27 protein-coding genes, 1 tRNA gene and 1 other annotated feature are annotated in these 21,058 nt (G+C 38.1%); of the genes, 24 read left to right on the top strand and 4 right to left on the bottom strand.

Annotation, left to right across the window (positions count from 1 at the left end):
• The first annotated feature begins 193 nt into the window (after nucleotides 1-193).
• Both gltX and IEU90_RS07960 read left to right on the top strand, forming a co-directional pair.
• Nucleotides 194-1,699, top strand: a complete 1,506-nt coding sequence (gene gltX, locus IEU90_RS07955) for a glutamate--tRNA ligase (protein ID WP_153710315.1) — start codon at nucleotides 194-196, stop codon at nucleotides 1,697-1,699.
• Between the two features lie 111 nt (nucleotides 1,700-1,810).
• Nucleotides 1,811-2,992, top strand: coding sequence for an aminotransferase class I/II-fold pyridoxal phosphate-dependent enzyme (locus IEU90_RS07960; RefSeq protein ID WP_153710314.1), 1,182 nt, complete (start codon nucleotides 1,811-1,813; stop codon nucleotides 2,990-2,992).
• Between the two features lie 71 nt (nucleotides 2,993-3,063).
• Here IEU90_RS07960 and IEU90_RS11420 read toward each other — a convergent pair whose 3' ends face one another.
• Entirely contained in the window at nucleotides 3,064-3,189 is a 126-nt protein-coding gene (locus tag IEU90_RS11420) for a hypothetical protein (protein ID WP_003664033.1), read from the bottom strand.
• Nucleotides 3,190-3,681: 492 nt separating this feature from the next.
• On the opposite strand from IEU90_RS11420, the gene IEU90_RS07965 reads away from it, so the two are divergent.
• The 6 genes from IEU90_RS07965 (at nucleotide 3,682) to IEU90_RS07990 (ending at nucleotide 8,015) form a co-directional block, all read left to right on the top strand.
• Nucleotides 3,682-4,533, top strand: a complete 852-nt coding sequence (locus IEU90_RS07965) for a MetQ/NlpA family ABC transporter substrate-binding protein (protein WP_153710313.1) — start codon at nucleotides 3,682-3,684, stop codon at nucleotides 4,531-4,533.
• Between the two features lie 17 nt (nucleotides 4,534-4,550).
• A complete protein-coding gene (msrA, locus tag IEU90_RS07970; RefSeq protein ID WP_153710312.1) occupies nucleotides 4,551-5,075 on the top strand; it encodes a peptide-methionine (S)-S-oxide reductase MsrA in 525 nt (174 codons plus the stop codon).
• 2 nt (nucleotides 5,076-5,077) lie between these two features.
• The gene (locus IEU90_RS07975) at nucleotides 5,078-5,392 is read left to right on the top strand and encodes a metal-sulfur cluster assembly factor (RefSeq protein ID WP_153710311.1); all 315 of its coding nucleotides are present in this window, start codon (nucleotides 5,078-5,080) and stop codon (nucleotides 5,390-5,392) included.
• A gap of 175 nt (nucleotides 5,393-5,567) precedes the next feature.
• On the top strand, nucleotides 5,568-6,455 hold the full coding sequence (locus tag IEU90_RS07980) for an exonuclease SbcC (protein ID WP_188357960.1): 888 nt from the start codon (nucleotides 5,568-5,570) through the stop codon (nucleotides 6,453-6,455).
• A complete protein-coding gene (locus tag IEU90_RS07985) occupies nucleotides 6,445-7,476 on the top strand; it encodes a hypothetical protein (protein WP_188357961.1) in 1,032 nt (343 codons plus the stop codon). Before IEU90_RS07980 ends, IEU90_RS07985 begins: the two co-directional genes overlap by 11 nt.
• Before the next feature lie 32 nt (nucleotides 7,477-7,508).
• Complete coding sequence (locus tag IEU90_RS07990; RefSeq protein ID WP_153710308.1) at nucleotides 7,509-8,015, top strand: hypothetical protein; 507 nt, start codon at nucleotides 7,509-7,511, stop codon at nucleotides 8,013-8,015.
• Between the two features lie 74 nt (nucleotides 8,016-8,089).
• Here IEU90_RS07990 and IEU90_RS11425 read toward each other — a convergent pair whose 3' ends face one another.
• The gene (locus IEU90_RS11425; protein WP_259395134.1) at nucleotides 8,090-8,224 is read right to left on the bottom strand and encodes a hypothetical protein; all 135 of its coding nucleotides are present in this window, start codon (nucleotides 8,222-8,224) and stop codon (nucleotides 8,090-8,092) included.
• A gap of 206 nt (nucleotides 8,225-8,430) precedes the next feature.
• A tRNA-Arg gene (locus IEU90_RS07995) sits at nucleotides 8,431-8,504 on the bottom strand.
• A gap of 186 nt (nucleotides 8,505-8,690) precedes the next feature.
• Here IEU90_RS07995 and IEU90_RS08000 point away from each other — a divergent pair.
• The 16 genes from IEU90_RS08000 (at nucleotide 8,691) to recN (ending at nucleotide 20,591) form a co-directional block, all read left to right on the top strand.
• Entirely contained in the window at nucleotides 8,691-9,323 is a 633-nt protein-coding gene (locus IEU90_RS08000) for a TetR/AcrR family transcriptional regulator (RefSeq protein ID WP_153710307.1), read from the top strand.
• A gap of 140 nt (nucleotides 9,324-9,463) precedes the next feature.
• Nucleotides 9,464-9,536, top strand: a sequence feature (ribosomal protein L21 leader region).
• 15 nt (nucleotides 9,537-9,551) lie between these two features.
• A complete protein-coding gene (gene rplU, locus IEU90_RS08005) occupies nucleotides 9,552-9,860 on the top strand; it encodes a 50S ribosomal protein L21 (protein ID WP_153710306.1) in 309 nt (102 codons plus the stop codon).
• 15 nt (nucleotides 9,861-9,875) lie between these two features.
• On the top strand, nucleotides 9,876-10,199 hold the full coding sequence (locus IEU90_RS08010) for a ribosomal-processing cysteine protease Prp (RefSeq protein WP_153710305.1): 324 nt from the start codon (nucleotides 9,876-9,878) through the stop codon (nucleotides 10,197-10,199).
• 25 nt (nucleotides 10,200-10,224) lie between these two features.
• Nucleotides 10,225-10,506, top strand: coding sequence for a 50S ribosomal protein L27 (rpmA, locus tag IEU90_RS08015; RefSeq protein ID WP_019254008.1), 282 nt, complete (start codon nucleotides 10,225-10,227; stop codon nucleotides 10,504-10,506).
• 100 nt (nucleotides 10,507-10,606) lie between these two features.
• Nucleotides 10,607-11,314: a YggS family pyridoxal phosphate-dependent enzyme gene (locus IEU90_RS08020; RefSeq protein ID WP_188357962.1), complete on the top strand. Its 708-nt coding sequence runs from the start codon at nucleotides 10,607-10,609 to the stop codon at nucleotides 11,312-11,314.
• Nucleotides 11,315-11,326: 12 nt separating this feature from the next.
• Entirely contained in the window at nucleotides 11,327-12,403 is a 1,077-nt protein-coding gene (locus tag IEU90_RS08025; RefSeq protein ID WP_153710705.1) for a M24 family metallopeptidase, read from the top strand.
• Nucleotides 12,404-13,078, top strand: coding sequence for a 2'-5' RNA ligase family protein (locus IEU90_RS08030; RefSeq protein WP_153710704.1), 675 nt, complete (start codon nucleotides 12,404-12,406; stop codon nucleotides 13,076-13,078).
• Between the two features lie 83 nt (nucleotides 13,079-13,161).
• Nucleotides 13,162-13,599 (top strand): Asp23/Gls24 family envelope stress response protein, encoded by a 438-nt coding sequence (locus tag IEU90_RS08035; RefSeq protein ID WP_188357963.1) that lies wholly within the window; start codon nucleotides 13,162-13,164, stop codon nucleotides 13,597-13,599.
• Nucleotide 13,600: 1 nt separating this feature from the next.
• Nucleotides 13,601-14,017, top strand: a complete 417-nt coding sequence (gene nusB, locus IEU90_RS08040; RefSeq protein WP_153710702.1) for a transcription antitermination factor NusB — start codon at nucleotides 13,601-13,603, stop codon at nucleotides 14,015-14,017.
• A 211-nt stretch (nucleotides 14,018-14,228) separates the two neighbouring features.
• Nucleotides 14,229-15,086, top strand: a complete 858-nt coding sequence (locus IEU90_RS08045) for a bifunctional 5,10-methylenetetrahydrofolate dehydrogenase/5,10-methenyltetrahydrofolate cyclohydrolase (protein ID WP_188358011.1) — start codon at nucleotides 14,229-14,231, stop codon at nucleotides 15,084-15,086.
• A complete protein-coding gene (xseA, locus tag IEU90_RS08050; protein WP_153710700.1) occupies nucleotides 15,079-16,416 on the top strand; it encodes an exodeoxyribonuclease VII large subunit in 1,338 nt (445 codons plus the stop codon). Before IEU90_RS08045 ends, xseA begins: the two co-directional genes overlap by 8 nt.
• A gap of 1 nt (nucleotide 16,417) precedes the next feature.
• Complete coding sequence (locus IEU90_RS08055) at nucleotides 16,418-16,696, top strand: exodeoxyribonuclease VII small subunit (protein WP_153710699.1); 279 nt, start codon at nucleotides 16,418-16,420, stop codon at nucleotides 16,694-16,696.
• A 20-nt stretch (nucleotides 16,697-16,716) separates the two neighbouring features.
• Nucleotides 16,717-17,589: a polyprenyl synthetase family protein gene (locus IEU90_RS08060; protein ID WP_153710698.1), complete on the top strand. Its 873-nt coding sequence runs from the start codon at nucleotides 16,717-16,719 to the stop codon at nucleotides 17,587-17,589.
• Between the two features lie 14 nt (nucleotides 17,590-17,603).
• Nucleotides 17,604-18,425, top strand: coding sequence for a TlyA family RNA methyltransferase (locus tag IEU90_RS08065; RefSeq protein WP_188357964.1), 822 nt, complete (start codon nucleotides 17,604-17,606; stop codon nucleotides 18,423-18,425).
• 18 nt (nucleotides 18,426-18,443) lie between these two features.
• The gene (locus IEU90_RS08070; protein WP_153710696.1) at nucleotides 18,444-18,896 is read left to right on the top strand and encodes an arginine repressor; all 453 of its coding nucleotides are present in this window, start codon (nucleotides 18,444-18,446) and stop codon (nucleotides 18,894-18,896) included.
• Nucleotides 18,897-18,911: 15 nt separating this feature from the next.
• Nucleotides 18,912-20,591 (top strand): DNA repair protein RecN, encoded by a 1,680-nt coding sequence (recN, locus tag IEU90_RS08075; protein ID WP_153710695.1) that lies wholly within the window; start codon nucleotides 18,912-18,914, stop codon nucleotides 20,589-20,591.
• A gap of 65 nt (nucleotides 20,592-20,656) precedes the next feature.
• Here recN and IEU90_RS08080 read toward each other — a convergent pair whose 3' ends face one another.
• The gene (locus IEU90_RS08080) at nucleotides 20,657-21,004 is read right to left on the bottom strand and encodes a hypothetical protein (protein ID WP_188358012.1); all 348 of its coding nucleotides are present in this window, start codon (nucleotides 21,002-21,004) and stop codon (nucleotides 20,657-20,659) included.
• Between the last annotated feature and the right edge of the window lie 54 nt (nucleotides 21,005-21,058).

A 21,058-nucleotide genomic window follows, 5' to 3' on the forward strand; every position in this document is an offset into this window, starting at 1 on the left:
CTTGCTAAGTGTTTTTAATGCGAAAAAATTGTTGAATTGACAAATATGTTGTTTCATATACAATTATATTTGTTGCAATAAAAACGTTGTTAATTAAATCATCGACACGTTTTTTAAGACTGCTAGCGGGTCTAGCAATCAATTTTAAATCAGGATTTTATCTTGATTAGTTACTAAAGGAGAGTCTTAGATAATGGATCAAAAGGTCAGAGTTCGGTATGCACCTAGCCCAACAGGTTTCTTACATATCGGAAATGCACAATCAGCATTATTTAATTATTTATTTGCACGTCACTTCGACGGTACGATGGTATTACGAATTGAAGATACTGATACTAAACGAAACGTTGAAGATGGTGAAGCTAGCCAACGTGAAAACCTTCACTGGCTAGGTATTGACTGGGATGAAGGTCCAAATAAGCCAAATCCAAAGTATGCCCCTTACCGTCAAAGCGAACGGAACAAAGAAGGTATTTACCACAAATACATTCAAGAATTGTTAGACAAGGGTATTGCCTACAAGGATTACTCAACAGAAGAAGAATTAGCTGAAATGCGCGAACGGCAAAAGGCTAACAATGAACCGCCTCATTATGATGGCCGTTGGTATGGTAAAAGCGAGGAAGAACAAAAGGCTGCTGAAGCTAAGGGCTTAAAGCCGACTATTCGTTTCCACTTCCCTAAGGACCACGACTATGAATGGGACGATATTGCTCGGGGTCATGTTTCATTTAACTCTGATAATCTCGGTGGTGACTTTATCATTGAGAAGAGTGATGGAATGCCAACTTATAACTTTGCCGTAGTTGTTGATGACCATACGATGGACATCACTCATGTTTTACGGGGAGCAGACCACATTTCAAACACACCCAAGCAAATTGCTATTTATGAAGCATTAGGCTGGGATCACCCAACATTCTGTCATATCCCATTGATCTTTAATCCTAAGACTCGTAAGAAGTTAAGTAAGCGTGATAAGGATACCCTTCAATTCATTAGTGAATACAAGAAGCATGGATACCTTCATGAAGCCATCTTTAACTTCATTGCTTTCCTAGGGTGGTCTCCAGTTGGCGAACGGGAAATTTACTCTAAGGAAGAATTGATTAAGGTTTACGATCCAAAGCGGATGTCAAAGGCTCCAGCATACTTTGACCAAAAGAAGCTTGATTGGATGAATGCCCAATACATTAAGAGTATGTCTGTTGATGAATTAGCTGATCGGACAATGCAATTAGTTAAAGAAGGCGAAACAGAAGAAGCTAAACGCCTTCAAAGTATTCCAGAAGATCAATTAACCGAGTTGCTAAAGAAGACAATTAAGGTTCACCAACGGGATGTTAATAAGCTTCTTGAAGTTATTCAATATGCATGGTCATACTATACGGTTCTTGATCAATCATTTAACTATGACCTACTCAAGGACAATGAGGACTTCGCAAATGAAGATGTTTTAGCTGTTCTCAAGGGCTTAAAAGCTAAACTTGAAAACGGTGGCGAAGATCTTGATTACAGTCAAGCAATCAAAGAAGTAGGTAAAGATACGGGAATTAAGGGCCGTGGATTATACTTCCCATTAAATCTTGCCTTTACTGGATCAACTTCTGCTCCACAAATTTACGAGATTATGGATATTTACTCTCGTGACACAGATGTTGAATTACTTGACCGAATGATTAAGGCTTTTGAAAACTAATTTTATAAAGTTGAGCATGGAACAACAGTTATTTGATGTTGTTCTGTGCTTTTTATTTTAAACTGATTTATAATTAAGAAGTGTAATTAGTTTAAAAGGGGACTTAAATAAATGGTTGAAATGAGTAAATATATGCGGAAAATCTTGAGTGATGTTCCTACGCTAAAGGTGTTTGATTTCTCTCAGTATGTCTCAAAAATTCCGGGAATTATTAAGTTTACAATTGGTGAACCTGATTTTGATACGCCAGAATATATTAAAGAGGCGGGGATTAAAAGCATTGAAAATAATCGAACGCACTATGCACCGCAACGGGGAACAGTTGGCTTACGGCAAGCGGTTGCAGATACATTAGCTAAAAAATATGGCCTTCACTATGATCCCGCGACTGAAATCCTTGTTACTAATGGGGTGACAGAGGGAATTTCTACTGCTATTACTGCGATTACAAATCCTGGCGATATTATTCTTGTCCCAACCCCTACATTTTCAATTTATACGCCGGATGTAATGATTGCTGGCGGGACACCAGTAGAAGTTGATACATCGAAGACTGGCTTTAAATTAACCCCAGCATTGCTACAACAATATCTTAATAAATATGGTGATCGAGTTAAGGGAGTCGTTTTTGTTAATCCATCTAACCCGACTGGTATTGCTTACAGTCAAGCAGAAATGAATGAATTAGCTGCCCTTATTAAAGGGAAACCTATTTTTGCAATCTGTGATGAGATTTATAGCGAGTTGAATTATGATGGCGAATATTCTAGCATGGCTAAGGTGATTCCAGAACAGACGATCCTCGCAAACGGCTTTTCTAAATCATATGCTATGACAGGCTGGCGGATCGGATACCTTTGTGCGCCAGCTAAAGTGACTGACTTATTATTTAAGGTTCATGCTTTTGCCGTAACGGATATTGCAACGTTTGTTCAGGATGCTGCAGAGGCGGCTCTAAAGGCTGGGGACGAGGCAACAAAGGAGATGGACGCTCAGTACATTAAGCGGCGTGACTACATGTATAAGCGCCTTACAGAAATGGGCTTTGAATGTAGTCAGCCAATGGGTGCATTCTATATCTTTGCAAAGATTCCATCGTTTCTTGATCAAGATGATAATAAGCTGATTTATCAACTAGCTAATGATGCTAAAGTTGCGGTAACAGCCGGATCAAACTTTGGCAAGGGCGGTGAAGGATATCTTCGTTTTAGCTATGCAACAGGTATGGATCAGATTAAAGAGGGGATGGACCGCCTCGCAGCCTTTTGTAAAAAAGAACAAGGCAATAAATAAAAAGAAAAGAGACAGCGGTGTTAAAAACATCTCTGTCTCTTTAAGTATATAAGTGAATTGCTTCAAAAAAGTTATTCGCTCAGTTTCTTGGCGTCAGCATCAATCTTTGCAAAACCAGAACCATCTGGTTTCTTGCTGCCACGCTTTTCCATAGCTTTACGAGCCATTTCCTTACGTTCTTGCTTACTAAGTGCCATAAATAACTTCGCCTCTTTTTCTGAAACGCTTCAACAACAGTTATTTAAGAAAGATAAAATAACTGTTACTAATATTATAGTTCAGTCTATAAAAAATGCAATAAACATCATTATCTACGGTAGAGTTCATAAAAGAAGGTTGACTTTTATGATGAATATCGTTAATATAATTAAAACTAAATTAAAATATTGTTAGAAAAGATGAGTAGTTATTTTACGACCTATACAGAGAGCCATGGTAGCTGAGAGATGGCAGGAACCGAAATAATGAAGATGGTCTTTAGTTAATTGAGAGAATGAGCTTGGTTAAAGGTAAGTTCTCTACGGGGTAGCAGCCGTTATCCATGCTTCTAATTTCAAGGTGAGATTAGAATTGAGGGTACTTTTTGTACTAAAGACAGGGTGGTAACGCGTTATTAACGTCCCTAAGAGCACGGCATGGTTGTTCTTAGGGACGTTTTTCTTTTCTGGCATAAAGGAGGATTAAATAGAATGAAACGAAAGAGAAGGACAGGGTTGATTATTTCAGTTATTTTGGCAATTGTTGTGGTGGTTGGTATTGCCGGGATAGTCCACCAACGTTTTGGTAAAACTTCAACTACAACCGTTCGCTTGGGATTAGTTGGGACAGATTCAGAGCCGGTATGGGATAATGTTCGGAAAAGATTGAAAAAGCAGGGGATTAATATTGAATATGTGATTTTTAATGATTATGTTCAACCAGACGTGGCACTGAAAGACGGAAAAATTGATATGCATTCTTGTCTTACTCGGTATTACTTTGAATCCTATAATAAGCAACAGAATGCGCACTTAACAGCAATTGGTAATACTGTGATCTCCCCGTTAGGACTATATTCACAAAAATATAAAAAATTACAGGATTTGCCTAATGGAGCAACGATTGCGATTCCAAACGAACCGACAACACTAGGGCGGGGGTTGAACGTATTACAATCAGCAGGACTAATTAAAGTAAAGAAAGATAGTGGAATTAAACCATCGTTGAAGGATATTACGAGTAATCCACGCAATTTGCAATTTAAGGAAGTTGATCCGGCCACAGCTGCACGGGCCTTGAATTCTGTTGACGCGGCGATAATAAATGGAAATTACGCAGTAGCAGCTAACCTCAATCCAAAGAAAGATTCGATTTATTTGGAACCAATCAATAAAGCAGCAAAGCCATATGTCAATATAATTGCAGTTCAAGAGAAAAATAAGGATAATGAGGTTTATAAAAAGGTTGTAGCGGCCTATCAAACAGAGCAAACGAAACAAGCAATTGAAAAAACTTACAAGGGCGCTCAAGAAGCAGCATGGCCAATCTATGGTCGCAATTAAGAAAGGATGTAATTATTATGAGTTTAGATACAGCGATATTTGCAGGTGGGTGTTTCTGGTGCATGGTCAAACCTTTCGATACTTATCCTGGTATTGAAAAAGTAGAATCAGGATATACTGGTGGTCATGTTGCAAATCCTACTTATGAGCAAGTTTGTTCAGGAACAACGGGGCATACTGAAGCGGTAAAGATTACTTTTGATCCCACTAAGGTCTCATATAAGGATCTTGTTGAAATTTACTGGCATCAGACGGACCCGACAGACGCGAGTGGTCAGTTTCAAGATCGTGGCGATAATTATCGGCCGGTAATCTTTGTAAAGGATGAAGAACAACGGCGAATTGCAGAAGAATCTAAAAAGGACCTCCAAAAAAGCGGCCAATTTGGTAACGATAAGATTGTGACAACGATTGAGGATGCACAACCATTTTATCTTGCAGAAGATTATCACCAAGATTTTTATAAAAAGAATCCGCAACGATTTGCCTTAGAAGAAGCAGGCGGGCGTCAACAGTTTGTTGAAAAACATTGGAAAAAGTAATTATGAGAGATAAACAAGCAATTAAAGACGACATCGTCAAACAATTATCAACAGTTATTGACCCCGAACTTCATATTGATATTGTTAATTTGGGCCTTGTTTATACAATTGATCTTGATAACGATGGGATATGTTTAATTGAAATGACCTTAACGACAATGGGATGTCCGTTGACCAATGTTTTAGCTGACATGGTGGTTAAAGCAGTCAAGAAGGTGCCTGAAGTAAAAAATGTCGATGTAGAATTTGTATGGGAACCGGTCTGGACAATTGATCGAATGAGTCGTTTCGCTAAATTATCACTCGGTGTTCATTGATATTTAAATATTGGATAAAGGGAGAAAAGCTTTTCAATTTTGAAAGGCTTTTTCTTTTTAGAAAGGAAAAGTAATCGAAATATATAAAATTTTTGAAAAAAGTTTAAAAATAGTGGAAAAAGGGTAGTGAAGTTATTTATTATAATAGATAGTTATTTAGACAAGGAGCATGCTTATGGCGAGTGTAGAAACTAATAGTGATGCGCTTGATGTTACTCAAGCCATCAACCAACAAATTATTACAAAAGTAAAGTATTTACGACGCTTTAACGACGCAATTTCAAATCACCGTGATCGGGAAATCTACCAGTTGCTAGATAACCAACGCTATGCTAAAGAAATTGAACATCGCGAGCAGCAGCCAAATGATAAGGGTGTAATGAACCTGGTGGACGACTTGGCTGACCAGTTAAGTAATCACCTCAGTGAAAACTTAATTAAATACTTAGGCAAGACTTATCCATTTTTCTATTACGAAGAATATCAAACGGGCCATTACCGGATTTATTTTGGCAATTGGTGGGATCGTCGCCAGTTTGGTGAATTAGATGTGTTAAATGTCCGTTTTTCTTTTGATCAGACGGAATATGAGAAGCTGCGTACTGCTTTCGAACTTTCACGTGATAATAAGCGTTATAATAGCGAACGAATTAATAAAATTTCTAGTGAAAATGATCGGCTTCAAGACCTTATTGATCATCAACGAGAACGTGAAGAACGCAAAGAAGCACTCCAAGAACAGTTAAAAGATATTAGTTCCCGTTCTGGTATTTGGGAATCTAGCCGAAACAAAGAGAGTCGTCAGGAACTTGTGGAGCAATTGCAAAAGCTGGAAGACCAAGAAGACGAATCTCGTAATGCGGTTCAAACGATCAAAGATAATGAACGCGTTGTATTATCCCTATCTAAGGAAAATACAATTTTAAGTTATGAGCAAAAGAGCATTGTCGATACTTTTGGCAGTTTTGAAGATTTTGAACTGGCAAATCGCAACTTATACGCTAATTACTTAGAAAGCTTAAATGAAGCAAACGGAAAGCAGGTGGATAGCGATGAGCAATAATCGAATCGTGACTTCTCCTAGTGAGCGAGTACAAGCGCTTTCTGATTCATTTAAGGATGTCTTAAGTTTAGGACAAAAGTATGTTGACTTACTAGATCGATTAGCGCAGACCAAGGATACTAAGGACCTCCTAGCAGCTACAATAAAGTTAACGAAAATGGATTTAGCAAATGCGTTTGTTAACTTCCCTCCGCATTATAAAGCGGCTGATTACTTTTTGATTTTTATGGACCGCCTTCTGAAAATGCATGGGGATACGGCTGTTAATGTTACAGAGAATGAACTAAACCATGAATTTGAGGCAACAATGGCTTCAATCGGTAATGAAGCAATATTTAAATTTGAGATTGATAGTCGCGGTGAGGCAGCCTTTACTGAACAGAGTCAGCATGAACCTTTGTTTTACCTCAGTTTAGAAGACAAGTTAATGCAATTTAACAATCGTACTTTGGTAAATTACTTCATTATATATGCATTGAATCAGCACACGGATCTTGAGTTACGAGACGCGGTAAAACCATTGATTGATTTTGCTAAGTATCTGCAACAAGACCTTGATTTTACAATTGACCTCGGTATCCTTGCAACTGCTAACGATCGTCGCTTTATGCTGGATAAGCCGGATCTCCCATTGACTGTAATTGACCGTCTATTTGTTGCAACTGCAGATGAAGATTATATGCTAATGAACCTACCACGTAATAATGGGGCTGAATTAATATTAGATCAGGGTACCAAGCTTGATATTGCCTTTGACCCAGATGATTATAGTCAAGAGTGGGCCTTTTTAGTTGAAGATCCTGATGAACAGGTTTCATTCTTTGATGTCTTACTTCATTATGGATTAGTTCGTAAATGGTACTTGGCAGACCGCGATTCGTTAGCTGTTAGGACAGATCATATGGAAATAGCCGATGATGAAGAAGCGGTGCCTGATAGTGCTAGTTTGGCAGTAGATCAATCTGATGAAGAAGCAGAGGTAACAACGAAGAAAGACGATTCAGAAGAAAATGATGAATAATTGTTACTGCTTTTTTGTTGTGGAGGCAAAAGATGTTAGATATTACTAAAATGCTTCACCAAATCATTGACTTAGAATTAAAAATTGATGATGAAAAAGAATTGTTAATTGGCCCGGAAGTACGAAAGCAAACTATTTTTCTTGATCTTGATATTTCCTTATCTGATATGGCTGAGGCCGCTGGCTGGTATAAAGTTATTAATCCAAGTGAAGTAGATGAAAAGAAATTATTAAAAGCGTATGCCGAATCAATGGGGCTATTTCTTCTATTTAGCGCTAAAATGCAATGGACACATTTGGTAGTATTAGATGAGAAAGCCTGGCGACGTGTTGCTGATGCGAAAAGGGCGACCAAATTAGCTGATTTAAATAAATCCTACTTGGCGATTAAACACTTTTTAAGTGATGCATACTTTAATCATCAACAAGAAAGTTATCGTCATGCTTGGCATCTCTTATTAAAAATGGGGATCGTTGACTGGAAATTAACGCCTAAACAAATAACAAAGGCTTACCAAGCAATGATTGATCAATACTAAAATAACATTATGATCACGAAAAAGGGTGCGAGATAATTGTTATCTCGCACCCTTTTGTTGAACGGAATATAAGATTAAGCTTTTCGATCTCGTAAGTGACTGGTAGTAGCGCCATGTTTGCCACTCTCTTGGTTGTTGAGGCTGCCGAACATGAACTCACCAATTACTGACGCAACCAAAATTAAAACAATAATAAAAAATGGTAGCATAATAATCACCTCAAAAAGCAATCTCTATATACATTATTATTAAATAAGTCCATTTTTGCAATCAATTTGTAACATGAGATGAGCTATTTAATAAAATATTAAAAAATAATAAGAGAACCGCAACTGCGATAGGCCATTATTAGTTTTAAAATAGAAAAGAGGCTGAGATATTTCCCAACCTTTTTTTGTAAGTACATTATGAAAAATGGAGCGAGCGAGACTTGAACTCGCAACCCTCGGTTTAGAAGACCGATGCTCTATCCAGTTGAGCTACCGCTCCAGACAGATTTAAGTATATAATTTTAAACTAAACTTTGTCAATAACAAAAAAACTGATTATAAATAAATTATTAATATAAAGCTAGTTATTTCATTGACAAAACGCTTTCATAACAACTATACTTTAAATTAGTAGAAGTACGAAAGCGGAAAGGACTTAAGCTGTATATGGAAGGATGATGATTAAATGGCTGCTAATAAGACAGATCCGCGTGTAATAAAAACACGTAATAGTCTGCGTAAAGCTCTTGTATATCTGATGAGACGTGAAAAGCTTGAAGATATTAGCGTCCAAAAGATTACTGAAACTGCCAACATCACCCGCGGGACCTTCTATCTACACTACAAGGACAAACATGATTTTATTAAATCAGCAATTCAAGAGATTATTGATGATTTCTTCAGCCAAGTAATGATTGATAGTAATTGGTCGAAAGAACAAACGGTGCAGGTATTTTCACTCCGCAAGGCGTTTCAGTATATCGAAAACGATGCCGATATTTTTGATGTTCTATTGAATAATGAAAAGAATAACTTCTTTTATGAGCAACTTTATAATCGGCTGGCAAATGAAATGACGCATTTTAATGAGCAGGTTAATAAAAACCAGCAGTTAGAAGTTCCATTAAATTTGCAGATTTCCTTCGTTGATTCAGCGTTTTTAGGATTAGTAAGTCGCTGGTTAGAAGATGGTATGATTTACACCCCACGATACATGACTCAAAGTGTGGCAAAAATGTTGGATCAATTTAGCGGTGACAGTATTTCCTTGGTTAATTTCTTTAACGGTGAAAAAGAAGCAACCTTAGAGGAAATATAACGTTTACCGCAATTTAAGAGGATGGGAAAATAGTTTTTTCCATTCCCTTATTTTTATTTTGCATTAATTAAATCTCTGGGCAAATTAGAGTTGACGAAAAGAGGAATATTTGATATTATACAAACGTTGTATTTGTGAACCAACAACTACAACCGCACGTTACTAAGTTAAAAGCCATTTTAGCTGCTTGGAACGGCGAGTCTTAGATACTAAGGAGGTGCACAAAGTATGTACGCAATTATTGTTACTGGTGGTAAGCAATACAAAGTAGAAGAAGGTGCTTCTATCTACGTTGAAAAGCTTGAAGCTAAAGAAGGCGACAAGGTAACTTTTGATCAAGTTATCTTTGTCGGTGGAGACGACACTAAGATCGGTACTCCTGTAGTTGACGGTGTTTCTGTTGAAGGTACTGTTGACAAGCAAGGTAAGGAAAAGAAGGTTGTTACCTTTAAGTACAAACCTAAGAAGCACACTCACACTAAGCAAGGTCACCGTCAACCTTACACTAAGGTTACTATTAACAAGATTAACGCTTAATGTGGAGGTGAGGTCATGATTCGGGTGCAATTTTCTCTAGATTCGAATCAGCGGATCACTTCTTTTAAAATGACTGGACATGCTGATTCTGGTCCGTATGGTCAGGACATTGTATGTGCAGCTGTTTCTGCATTATCTATTTCAACGATTAATGGTCTTGAGCAAGTAGTTCATGCAAAACCTAACCTTAATCAAGATAATGTCAATGGTGGCTTTCTCGAAGTTACCAAGCTGGATCTAGGTCATGATAGTCAGATTCTTCTTAGAACTTTGTTAAATGGATTGCTTGATATCCAAGAAAGCTACCCTAAAAACATTGAAGTAAAGATGTTTAATTAAAGTTCATTGCTGGAGGTGAACAACTATGATTATGAATTTACAATTCTTCTCCCACCACAAGGGGGGTGGTTCCACTGCTAACGGTCGGAACTCAGCTGGTCGTCGTCTTGGTACAAAGGCTGCTGATGGTTCAATCGTAACTGCTGGATCAATCATCTACCGTCAACGTGGTACTCACATCAACCCAGGTGAAAACGTGGGTCGTGGTGGAGACGATACTTTATACGCTAAGGTAGCCGGTGTTGTTAAATTTGAACGCATGGGTCGTAGTAAGCGTAAGGTATCAGTATACCCAGTTGCTGAATAAGAATAAGAAGGCTTCAATTTTCCTTTTAGGAGAATAGAAGCTTTTTTTATTTTTAAAAATAATTTAGAATTAATATGAAAAGCAAAGGAGTATATTTCATATGGATATTATCGAAAAAGGCGAAGCGGTAAAAAAGCGGATTGCTGCTGCTTGTCAACGAAGTGGTAGAAATCCACAAGAAGTGCAATTGCTTGCTGTTAGTAAAAATCACTCAGCAGACGATATTTTACAGTTGAATAAAATGGGCTGGACAGATTTCGGTGAGAATTATGTTCAAGAACTGGCTAAAAAGCATGAAGAATTACCTCAAAGCGTTAACTGGTATATGATAGGTCACTTACAAAGAAATAAGGTTAAATATATTGCTGGTTATGTCAAAATGATTCAATCCGTCGACACGGTTAAACTATTACATACTATTGAAAAAGAAGCCAAGAAACATAACCGTCAAATTCCTGTTTTGATTGAAGTGAATGTTGGTGAAGAAGAGAGTAAATTTGGTGTTAGACCTACTTTAGCAGATTGCATGGAAGTGGCTGATGCATATTTGGAATTACCGCATGTAAAATTACGGGGGTTAATGACCAGTGCGCCGTATTTTGAAGATCCTGAGAAAACGCGCCCTATTTTTCGGAAGCTAAGAGAATTACGAGATGAGATGAATAGGCAAAATAGTCAGTTAAAGTTAGATGTTTTGAGTATGGGAATGACACATGACTTTGAAATTGCTATTGAGGAAGGGGCTACTTGCGTTCGAGTGGGAACAGCGATATTTGGCCCGCGTGATTATGCTAATCGGCAATATTAAAAGGGAGAAATAATGTCTAGAATTAAGCGATTACAAAAGAAGTTTGATAAGCTGTATATTGATGCTTTTTTAGTTACTAATCCTCAAAATATCTATTATTTAACAGGTTTTCAGCTTACTGCTGGGGATGGTTGTTTATTGATAACGCAGGATAATGCAATCATTATTACAGACGATCGTTACCAACTTGCACTTGAAGAATTTGAGAGTGATGAGGCTGTGGGGATGATTACCCGCGATTACTACGGAACCCTAAATAAAATTTGTGAAGGCATCAAAGTAACTGTGCTTGGGTATGAAGATTCTATTTCATACTATTTATTTGACGTTTTAGATGAAACAATGAATGCAGATATTGTTCCTTTTCATTATCAAATCGAACAAATGCGCATGATAAAGGATAGTAACGAGGTGGAGCTTTTACGGCAGGCAGCCAATTTGCATTTAGCAGGGTATCAGTATGTTTTAGCGAATATCCATCGTGGGATGACTGAACGCCATGTTGCTAATTTACTTGATTTTTGGATGAAAGAACATGGGGCAACTAGCGCATCATTTCCGACCATTGTTGCTAGTGGTAAAAATGCTGCCAAGCCACATGCTACAGCTTCAGAAAAAATAATTGAAGATGGTGATATTGTTACTCTTGATTTTGGCTACTATGTCAATGGTTATACGGCAGATATGACACGGACATTTGCTGTTGGTTCAATTGATCCAGAATTACGTGATGTGTATCAAATTGTTAATGAAGCGCGTCAAGCAGTTATTGCGGCGGCACATGTTGGTCAACGCGGAGATCAGCTTGACTTAGCCGGGCGACAATTGATTGAAGAAGCAGGCTATGGAGATGAGTTTAATCACGGGATGGGCCATGGAATTGGGTTATCTGTCCATGAGTTGCCTGCAAGCTATGGGCCAAATGCTAAGAATGTCAAACTTCGTAATAATGAAGTGATTACCGTTGAACCTGGTATCTATATTCCAGAAATTGGGGGAGTTCGAATTGAAGACGATATCCTTATTACCCATGGTGGTGTTGAAATTTTAACCAATGCGTCCCCAGAGTTAATCATTGTTGGTGATTAAATGGAACTAGATAAACTGTATAATAATATCGACCAGCAGGGAACATCGGCGATAAAGAATCATCAAGAACAGCTAGACGAATATTTGTTAGCTCCAGAGACAGATTTTCGTCGTGGCTTGACAATAATTAATTCGCTCCCAGCACACATTCGCCGTAATATTATGTTTTGTATCCAAAAATTAGCAACAGTTGAGCCAGTTCAATATTTCTATCCTGCTAATGATTTGCATATTACCGTAATTGATCTTATTGCAGCGAATAGTAAATTTCATCTATCTGTAGATGATAGGGAAAAATATATAGAAGTACTATCGAAAATTGTTTCCCAAGTTAACCCGATTCATTGGAAACTAAAGGGGGTTATTGCTAGTCCCGGTGCCCTCCTAGTTAAGGGTTACTACTCTCATGAATTGGTGGATTTACGTGATTTAATTAGAAAAGAACTCCCAGCAAATAATCTTGTATTGCAGGAACGCTATCAGACTATTTCCGGACACGTAACGTTCGCTCGGTTTACCAAACCGCTTCAAGGGTCACGGCAATTTCTTGATGCTTTAGCGAAAATGAAAACAATGGATTTGGGAGAATTTACTACGAATACACTCGATTTAGTAGTGCATGATTGGTATAATCGTAGTCCACAGCTGATTTCTAAATTGCCGTTACGTTATTAACCAAGTTGTTGCAATTCATGCTGACATAGTGCAAAATAGAAATGATTACTATATAAGAGAAGAAATAAATTGGAGGGCTGACGATGGCTGAAGAATCAAAGATTGTTTTAAGCAGTGAAGATCAATCACTCGGGACAATTCAAATTTCGCCACGAGTTTTAGAAATTATCGCGGGAATTGCCGCAAGTGAAATTGACGGTGTTTCAAAGATGTACGGCTCATTTGCAAATAGCGTAAGTGAACTTTTGGGACGCTCAGATCGCCGACGTGGAGTAAAGCTTTCCAGCAATGATAAAGATATATCGCTTGATATTGATGTCTATGTTGAATACGGGGTATCTGTACCTAAAGTTGCCGCAATGATTCAAGATAAAGTAAAACAACAAATTAATTTGATGACCGACTTAAAAGTTAAGGAAGTTAATGTTCATATTAAAGGAATTGTAACTTCAAAAGAAGACCAAAAGGTGGATCCAGATGACCTATTTGGCGAACACTTAGATGACGAGGCTGGTGAATAAAATGAGTTTAAACCGACATATGATTCGTGAAGAGGCGTTTCAGGTTCTCTTTGCATTACAATCAGATCCTGAAGCTGACATTCAAACGGTTTATGAAGCAATTCCTCATCATGATGAAAAGCAGATTCCTGCTTACTTAATGACGCTTGTAAATGGAGTCCGCGAACATCAAGAGCAACTTGATGAACAAATTAACGGTTTGCTAGCAAGTGGCTGGACGCTTGGTCGTTTAGCAAAACCGGATTTGATAATTTTACGTCTTGCATTATTTGAGATGCAATATGCAGAAAACGTTCCGGCAGTTGTTGCGATTAATGAAGCGTTAGAATTGACCAAGACTTTTAGCAGTGATAAATCACGAAAATTCATTAACGGTGCACTTGGTAAGTTTGAAAAACAAGAAAGCCTAAATAATTAAATACATGGAAGGCCTTGTTAAGTAACGTTATTTATGCCTTTTTACTATTTATTTCAATAACGCGATATGACTAGAGTGAGCAGTCATCCTCGCAGGAGTGGAGAGAAGTTATTATTGACTTTTGTTTCCACTCCCTTTTTATATGTTAAATATCACTGGACGTTTATTATGGTAGAATAAAAATTGGAAAATTAACGAGGAGGAAATCATGGTGGCAACAATTATTGATGGTAAAGCTCTTGCTAAAAAGGTTAATGCTCAGACCCAAGAACGAGTAGCAAAATTAAAAAAACAAAATATAACTCCCGGAATTGCAGTTGTACTTGCCGGCGACGATCCAGCAAGTTTAATTTACACTCGGAATAAACATAAAAAGGCAATCAAATTAGGCATTAACTCAATCTTGAAAAAATTCCCTGCTGATGTTAGTCAGGAAGAACTTCTCACTGAGATTGATCGATTAAATAATGATGATTCGATTGATGCAATTTTAGTTCAACAGCCGCTGCCAGCCCAGATCGATCCAGAAGTGATAACAAGTGCGATTTTACCGGAGAAAGATGTCGATGGATTGAATCCCTTAAATTTAGGGAAATTGTATGCTAATCAGCGTGGTAACTACCCGGTTGCTTGTACACCACGGGGAATTATGCGAATGCTGACTGAGTATGGGGTTAACTTAGAAGGACAAAATGCGGTAATTGTTGGTCGCAGCATTCTAGTAGGGAAACCATTATTAGCCCTGCTTAATAATGCCAATGCTACGGTTACGATGGCGGGGAGCAAGACGGTAAATCTGCCTTCTTTAACCTGCAGTGCCGATATTTTAATTGTTGCTACCGGCACTCCTTCTCTTGTTAAGAAAACGGATGTAAAGCTTGGCGCAGTTGTGATTGATGTTGGAATTAACCGCTTGATTAACGGTAAATTAGTTGGCGATGTGGACTTTGAAAACGTTAAGGAAAGAGCAAAAGCAATTACGCCAGTGCCAGGGGGAGTTGGTCCAATGACGATTGCTACTCTAATGGAGCAAACAGTTGACTTAGCGCAATGGAGGCATCATGGATAGAAGTCAGTATTTAACGGTTAGCGAATTAACTAAATACTTAAAAATGAAATTTGATCGTGACCCATATTTGCACACGGTTTATTTAACCGGTGAACTTTCAAATTTCCGCTTGCGGCAACGTCACCAATATTTTAGCTTAAAAGATGATAACGCTGTAATTGATGCAGTGATGTTTGAACATCAATTTCGGAAAATTAAATTTACCCCGGAACAAGGGATGAAAGTTTGCGTAGTAGGACATGTTAGTCTTTACGAGAAGAGTGGACGCTATCAGATTTATATTGATCAGATGGAACCTGATGGCTTAGGGTCATTATATTTAGCATTTGAACAGCTAAAAAAGAAACTAAGTGCGGAGGGTCTTTTTAACCTGCCTAAAAAACGAATTCCGATGTTTCCTAAGCGGATTGCGGTAGTAACTAGTATTGATGGTGCAGTTATCCGTGATATTAATACTACAGTTCGGCGACGTTATCCAATTGCTCAAGTTGTTTTGTACCCAACAGTAGTTCAAGGTGATAAAGCTGCCGCAGATATTGCAAGACAAATTAATCGAGCAAATGAGCGGGGAGATTTTGATACCCTTATCATTGGTCGTGGTGGAGGATCACTGGAAGATTTATGGCCGTTTAACGAAGAAATAGTCGCTCGTGCAATTGCGAATAGTAAGATTCCCGTTATTTCATCAGTAGGTCATGAAACAGATACAACAATTGCTGATTTGGTAGCTGATCAGCGTGCAGCTACTCCCACGGCAGCCGCAGAATTAGCCACGCCGGTAAAGCTTAGTGATGTTTTAATGACGATTAGGGATAACCAAAATCGGTTATTTAATACGATGAAGACGCAAATTAGCTTCGATCGTCAACAGTTAAATAAACAATTGCAAAGCTATATTTTTCAACAACCAACACGGCTATATGAGAATTATGCCCAAAAAGTAGACCAACTAACCCAACAGCTTAATCAATCGGCACAGAATCGAATGAGAGATGCACGGGTAAATGTTGAACGATTAGGTGCGAAGTTAATGAACTATTCACCCCTTCATCGTGTTCAGCAACAAAGTCAACTGGTCGCTCAGCTTCAAAAGCAACTTGTTAGTGCAACGGTTGCTAATCAAAATGAAAGAAAACAGCAAGTTACAAGTCTTATTAAGCAGCTGGATTCATTGAGTCCGCTAAAGATTATGAGTCGCGGCTATACATATGTTACAAGTGATGAAAAAGTAGTTAATCATGCCCAACAGTTAACAGTCGGGCAAAATGTTCAATTACATTTTGACGATGGTGACGTCCAAGCAGAAATTAAAAAGATAAAGGAGCACTAAAATGGCAACAGAAAAACCAACTTTTGAAGAACAACTAACACAACTACAAGAAATCGTTAATCATTTAGAGCAGGGAAACGTTCCTTTAGAAGAAGCACTTCAGCAATTTCAAGAAGGAATTAAGCTATCAAAAGAACTACAAACAAAGTTAACAACAGCTGAAAAAACATTAGGCCACTTAATTGACGACAATGGCGATGAAAAAGTATATGAAAAACAAAGCGATGATCCAAGCAATAATGGTGGCGGTAACCGCGGATTCGGCAGTGAAGACGAGTAATAGCGAGAGTAGTAAAGATAATGATTACTTCAATTTCAGACTTAAAAAAACAAATTGATAATTATTTGGCAAAATTTCTCCCTGAAGATATTGATCAAGATACTTTACGTGATTCAATGGAATACTCAGTGATGGCTGGCGGAAAACGGCTTCGACCGGCCTTAACTTTAGCAACAGTCGAATTGCTTGGCGGCACAATAAATGAAGATATTTTGCGGGTGGCAACAGCATTAGAATTGCTTCATACTTATTCTTTGATTCACGATGACTTACCGGCAATGGATAACGATGCCTTACGTCGTGGGAAGCCAACCAATCATTGCAAATTTGGTGCTGGCATGGCGACCTTAGCTGGCGATGGCCTGTTAACGCTAGCTTTTCAATGGGTCACAGATAATAATCTTTCAGCTGATATTCGTAGTCGCCTGGCATTTGAACTTGCCAAAGCTGCTGGTCCGGCAGGGATGGTTGCTGGTCAAGCACGTGATATAGAAGGGGAACATCAGCGATTAAGCTTGGAGCAGTTAAGATACTTACATCGGCAAAAAACAGGCGCGCTTATTCAGTATGCTGTTCTTGCTGGTGGAATTATAATGGATCAGCCTGCAAAGGTACAACAGCAACTAGCTGCGTTTGGGGCAAACTATGGATTAGCATTTCAAATTTATGATGATTTAATGGATGTCCTTGGTACAACTGAGCAAATGGGGAAAGCAGTTCATAAGGATGCTGCTGAACAGAAAAACACCTATCCTGGTTTACTTGGAGTAGACGGTGCTAAGAAACAGTTGCACAGTGCCCTTATTGCTGCTACTCAAAGTCAACGACAACTTGAAAAGCTAACTAGTAAATCGTTTGCTGGTTACGATGAATTTTTAGCATACTTCAAATAGTAAGGACAAGAAAAATGAAAAAAGAACGTGTAGATGTATTATTAGTTCAACAGGGGCTTTTTGACTCACGTGAGCAAGCAAAACGTGCGGTAATGGCTGGTGAAATCCTTGGTAAAAACAATGAGCGGTTAGATAAACCAGGGCAAAAGATTCCGATAACAACTACTCTTCATATGAAAGGCCATAAAATGCCATATGTCAGTCGAGGCGGGCTAAAATTAGCAAAGGCATTAAAGGTTTTTGACATTTCAGTTAAAGATAAAGTTGTTTTAGACATTGGTTCCTCAACGGGCGGATTTACAGATGTAATGTTACAAAATGGTGCGAAACTAAGCTATGCCCTTGATGTAGGTACTAATCAGTTAGTGTGGCAATTGCGAGAAGATCCACGGGTAGTCGTAATGGAGCAAACAAACTTCCGTTATAGTAAACTAGCTGATTTTACAAGTGGTCAGCCGGAATTTGCCTCAATTGATGTTTCATTTATTTCCCTTCGCCTTATTTTGCCACCGTTAGCACAAATTCTTAGAATGGGTGGTGAAGTAGTTGCTTTAATTAAGCCGCAATTTGAAGCGGGAAAGGAACATGTCGGAAAAAACGGTATCATTCATGATCATAAGGTTCACCGAGCAGTATTAGAAAATGTTTTGAATTTTGCTCGTGAAGATCACTTTGATGTTTTAGGATTAGACTACTCGCCAATTAAAGGAGGACAAGGGAATATGGAATTTCTCGTTCACCTTCGTTTGAGTGAAAATCCGGGCATCCTTGCTCAAAATGTTAACATTGATGAAGTTATTGAAGCCGCTGATGATGATTTAAATCATAAAGAATAAACAAGGGTGACTTTATAAATGAAGAAATCAGAACGACAACAAAAGATTCGTGAAATTATTACCAGTGAGAGCATTGAACGACAAGATGACCTTGTTGAAAGTTTACGTAAAATAGGTCTGACAGTTACACAGGCTACTATTTCACGAGATATCAAAGAAATGCAATTAATTAAGGTTCCTGCAGATAATGGTGGATACCGATACGGATTGCCAGCGTATCACCGTCAAGGGCATGAAAATCAACTGGCATCAACATTACGCGATAGTTTAGAACAACTAAAACGTAATGATTGTTTTTTAGCACTAACAGTTCATCCGGGAAATGGTCCGGTAGTAGCAAGCCTAATTCGTAAAATGGACTTTCCTTCTGTTTTTACAACAATTGGTGATGATGGCAATGTGCTGGTAGTATGTATGTCTGCAGAAGCCGCAGTAACATTAGAAGATAAGCTTAATGCAATGCTTGACTAAGTGAGGTGGCTATTTTTGTTACAAGAATTGACAATTGACAATTTAGCGATTATTAAACATCTTACACTAACTTTTGCTAACCAAATGACAGTTTTAACTGGAGAAACAGGTGCTGGTAAATCAATAATTATTGATGCGGTTGGATTATTAGCCGGTGGACGTGGCTCGCAGGAGTTCATTCGACGAGGTGAAGAAAAATTAAGTTTGCAGGGTCAGTTTGCAATCCCAGACGATCCAGAATTTGATCACCTGCTTGATTCTTTAGGAATTGATCACGAAGATGGAATCTTAATCGTATCACGGGAGATCCATCGAAATGGGCGTAATACAATTCGCGTTAACGGTCAATTGATTAACACAACTACTCTTCGCCAAATAGGTGCAGGTCTAGTCGATATTCAAGGGCAGAATGAGCACCAACAATTAATGCAGCCTGAAACGCACTTGGGGATGTTAGATCAATTTGCCGCTAAAGAGGTTCACCCCCTTTTAGAACAATATCAGGAAGAATATAAAGCATATTCAAAATTAAAGGCCGCAGTAAATAAAAAGCAAGCTAATGAACAACAGTGGGCCCAGCGATTAGATATGCTTCGTTACCAGGTAAATGAGATTTCAGAAGCTAATTTAAAAGAAAACGAAGAAGATGAATTGATTAGCGAACGTGATCGATTGGAGCATTTTCAACAAATTAATAATGCCCTTCAATTAGCGGTAACGACCTTTAATGAAAGTGATCAAGCGCCGGTTCTTGACCAAGTGGCAACGGTCATGGATGCAATTAGTGCAATCGCGGAGTTTGATGATGCTTATGATAATCTTAGCAAGTCGTTAAATGATGCATATTACGCTTTACAGGATGTTGCTAATGAAGCTAGTCAACAGCTAGATATGCTTGAATTTGATGATGAACGGCTAGCACAAATTGAGCAGCGTCTTACGACAATTGGTGATTTAGAACATAAATACGGGGATACATTGGCGGATGTCTTAAAGTACTATGCCAAAATAAAAAAAGAACTTGATTCAATGGAGGCTGCTGCTGATTCAAGCAATGACTTAGAACAACGATTAACTGAAGTAGAGAATAAGCTTCGTGAAACCGGTCGTAAGCTAAGTCAAGTACGACAAAAAGCAGCTCATGAACTAGGTAAAAAAGTTCACCAGCAGCTCAAAGAACTTTATATGGAAAAAGCAGAATTTGAAGTCCATTTTGACAATCCTAGTCATGAGCAATTTACGCCTACTGGAATTGACCAGGTTGAATTCTATATTCGAACTAATCCTGGTGAATCGATGGGGCCACTGGCTAAAATAGCATCTGGTGGAGAATTATCGCGGGTAATGCTGGCACTAAAAACAATCTTTGCACAAAAAGAAGGTGTCACTAGCATTATTTTTGATGAAGTTGATACTGGGGTTAGTGGACGAGTAGCGCAAGCAATTGCCGATAAAATTAGGTTGATTGCGCAACATTCTCAAGTTTTATGTATTACCCATTTACCACAAGTAGCAGCGGTTGCTCAACATCATTTTCTTATTAAAAAGTCAGTTCATGATGAACGAACTACAACTCGGGTAACACCATTAAAAGAAGATGAAAGAGTGGAAGAACTTGCACGGATGTTGTCAGGAGAAAAGATTACCCAGTTAACTAAAGAACATGCTCAGGAACTGCTTAATATGGCAAAATAAAAAATCAATGTATTCTACTATAGACGGTGGAATACATTGATTTTTTAAATAACTATGTATAAGTCCTATAAGTTCGCAATATAACGAATTTGGTCAAAATTAACAATGTAGCTTACATTTCGATTAGTGATAAGATAGCGATCTGTATCAGCTAATTGAGCAATGTTACCAGTAACGTTAACCGGGTAACCATCATTATTAATGGGCATTAGTTGAAACGTTGCCTTAATTTTGTCTTTAATTGCTCGCTTTAAGAATAATTGTCGCTGCTGAGCAGGTTGCGGAGTTAATAATCCCGCTTGATCATCATTGGGTGATTCTTCAAATAAGTGACGAAGTTTATTACTAATAATTTGTGGCGTAAATTTAAAAAGAGATTTTTGTTCAATTTGCATAATCGCGCCTCCGAACATTCGTTTGATTATGGTATACGAACATACATTCAGAATTGCAAGTAAAAAGCTCAA

Source organism: Limosilactobacillus caviae (genome assembly GCF_014635905.1).
Lineage (GTDB): Bacteria > Bacillota > Bacilli > Lactobacillales > Lactobacillaceae > Limosilactobacillus > Limosilactobacillus caviae.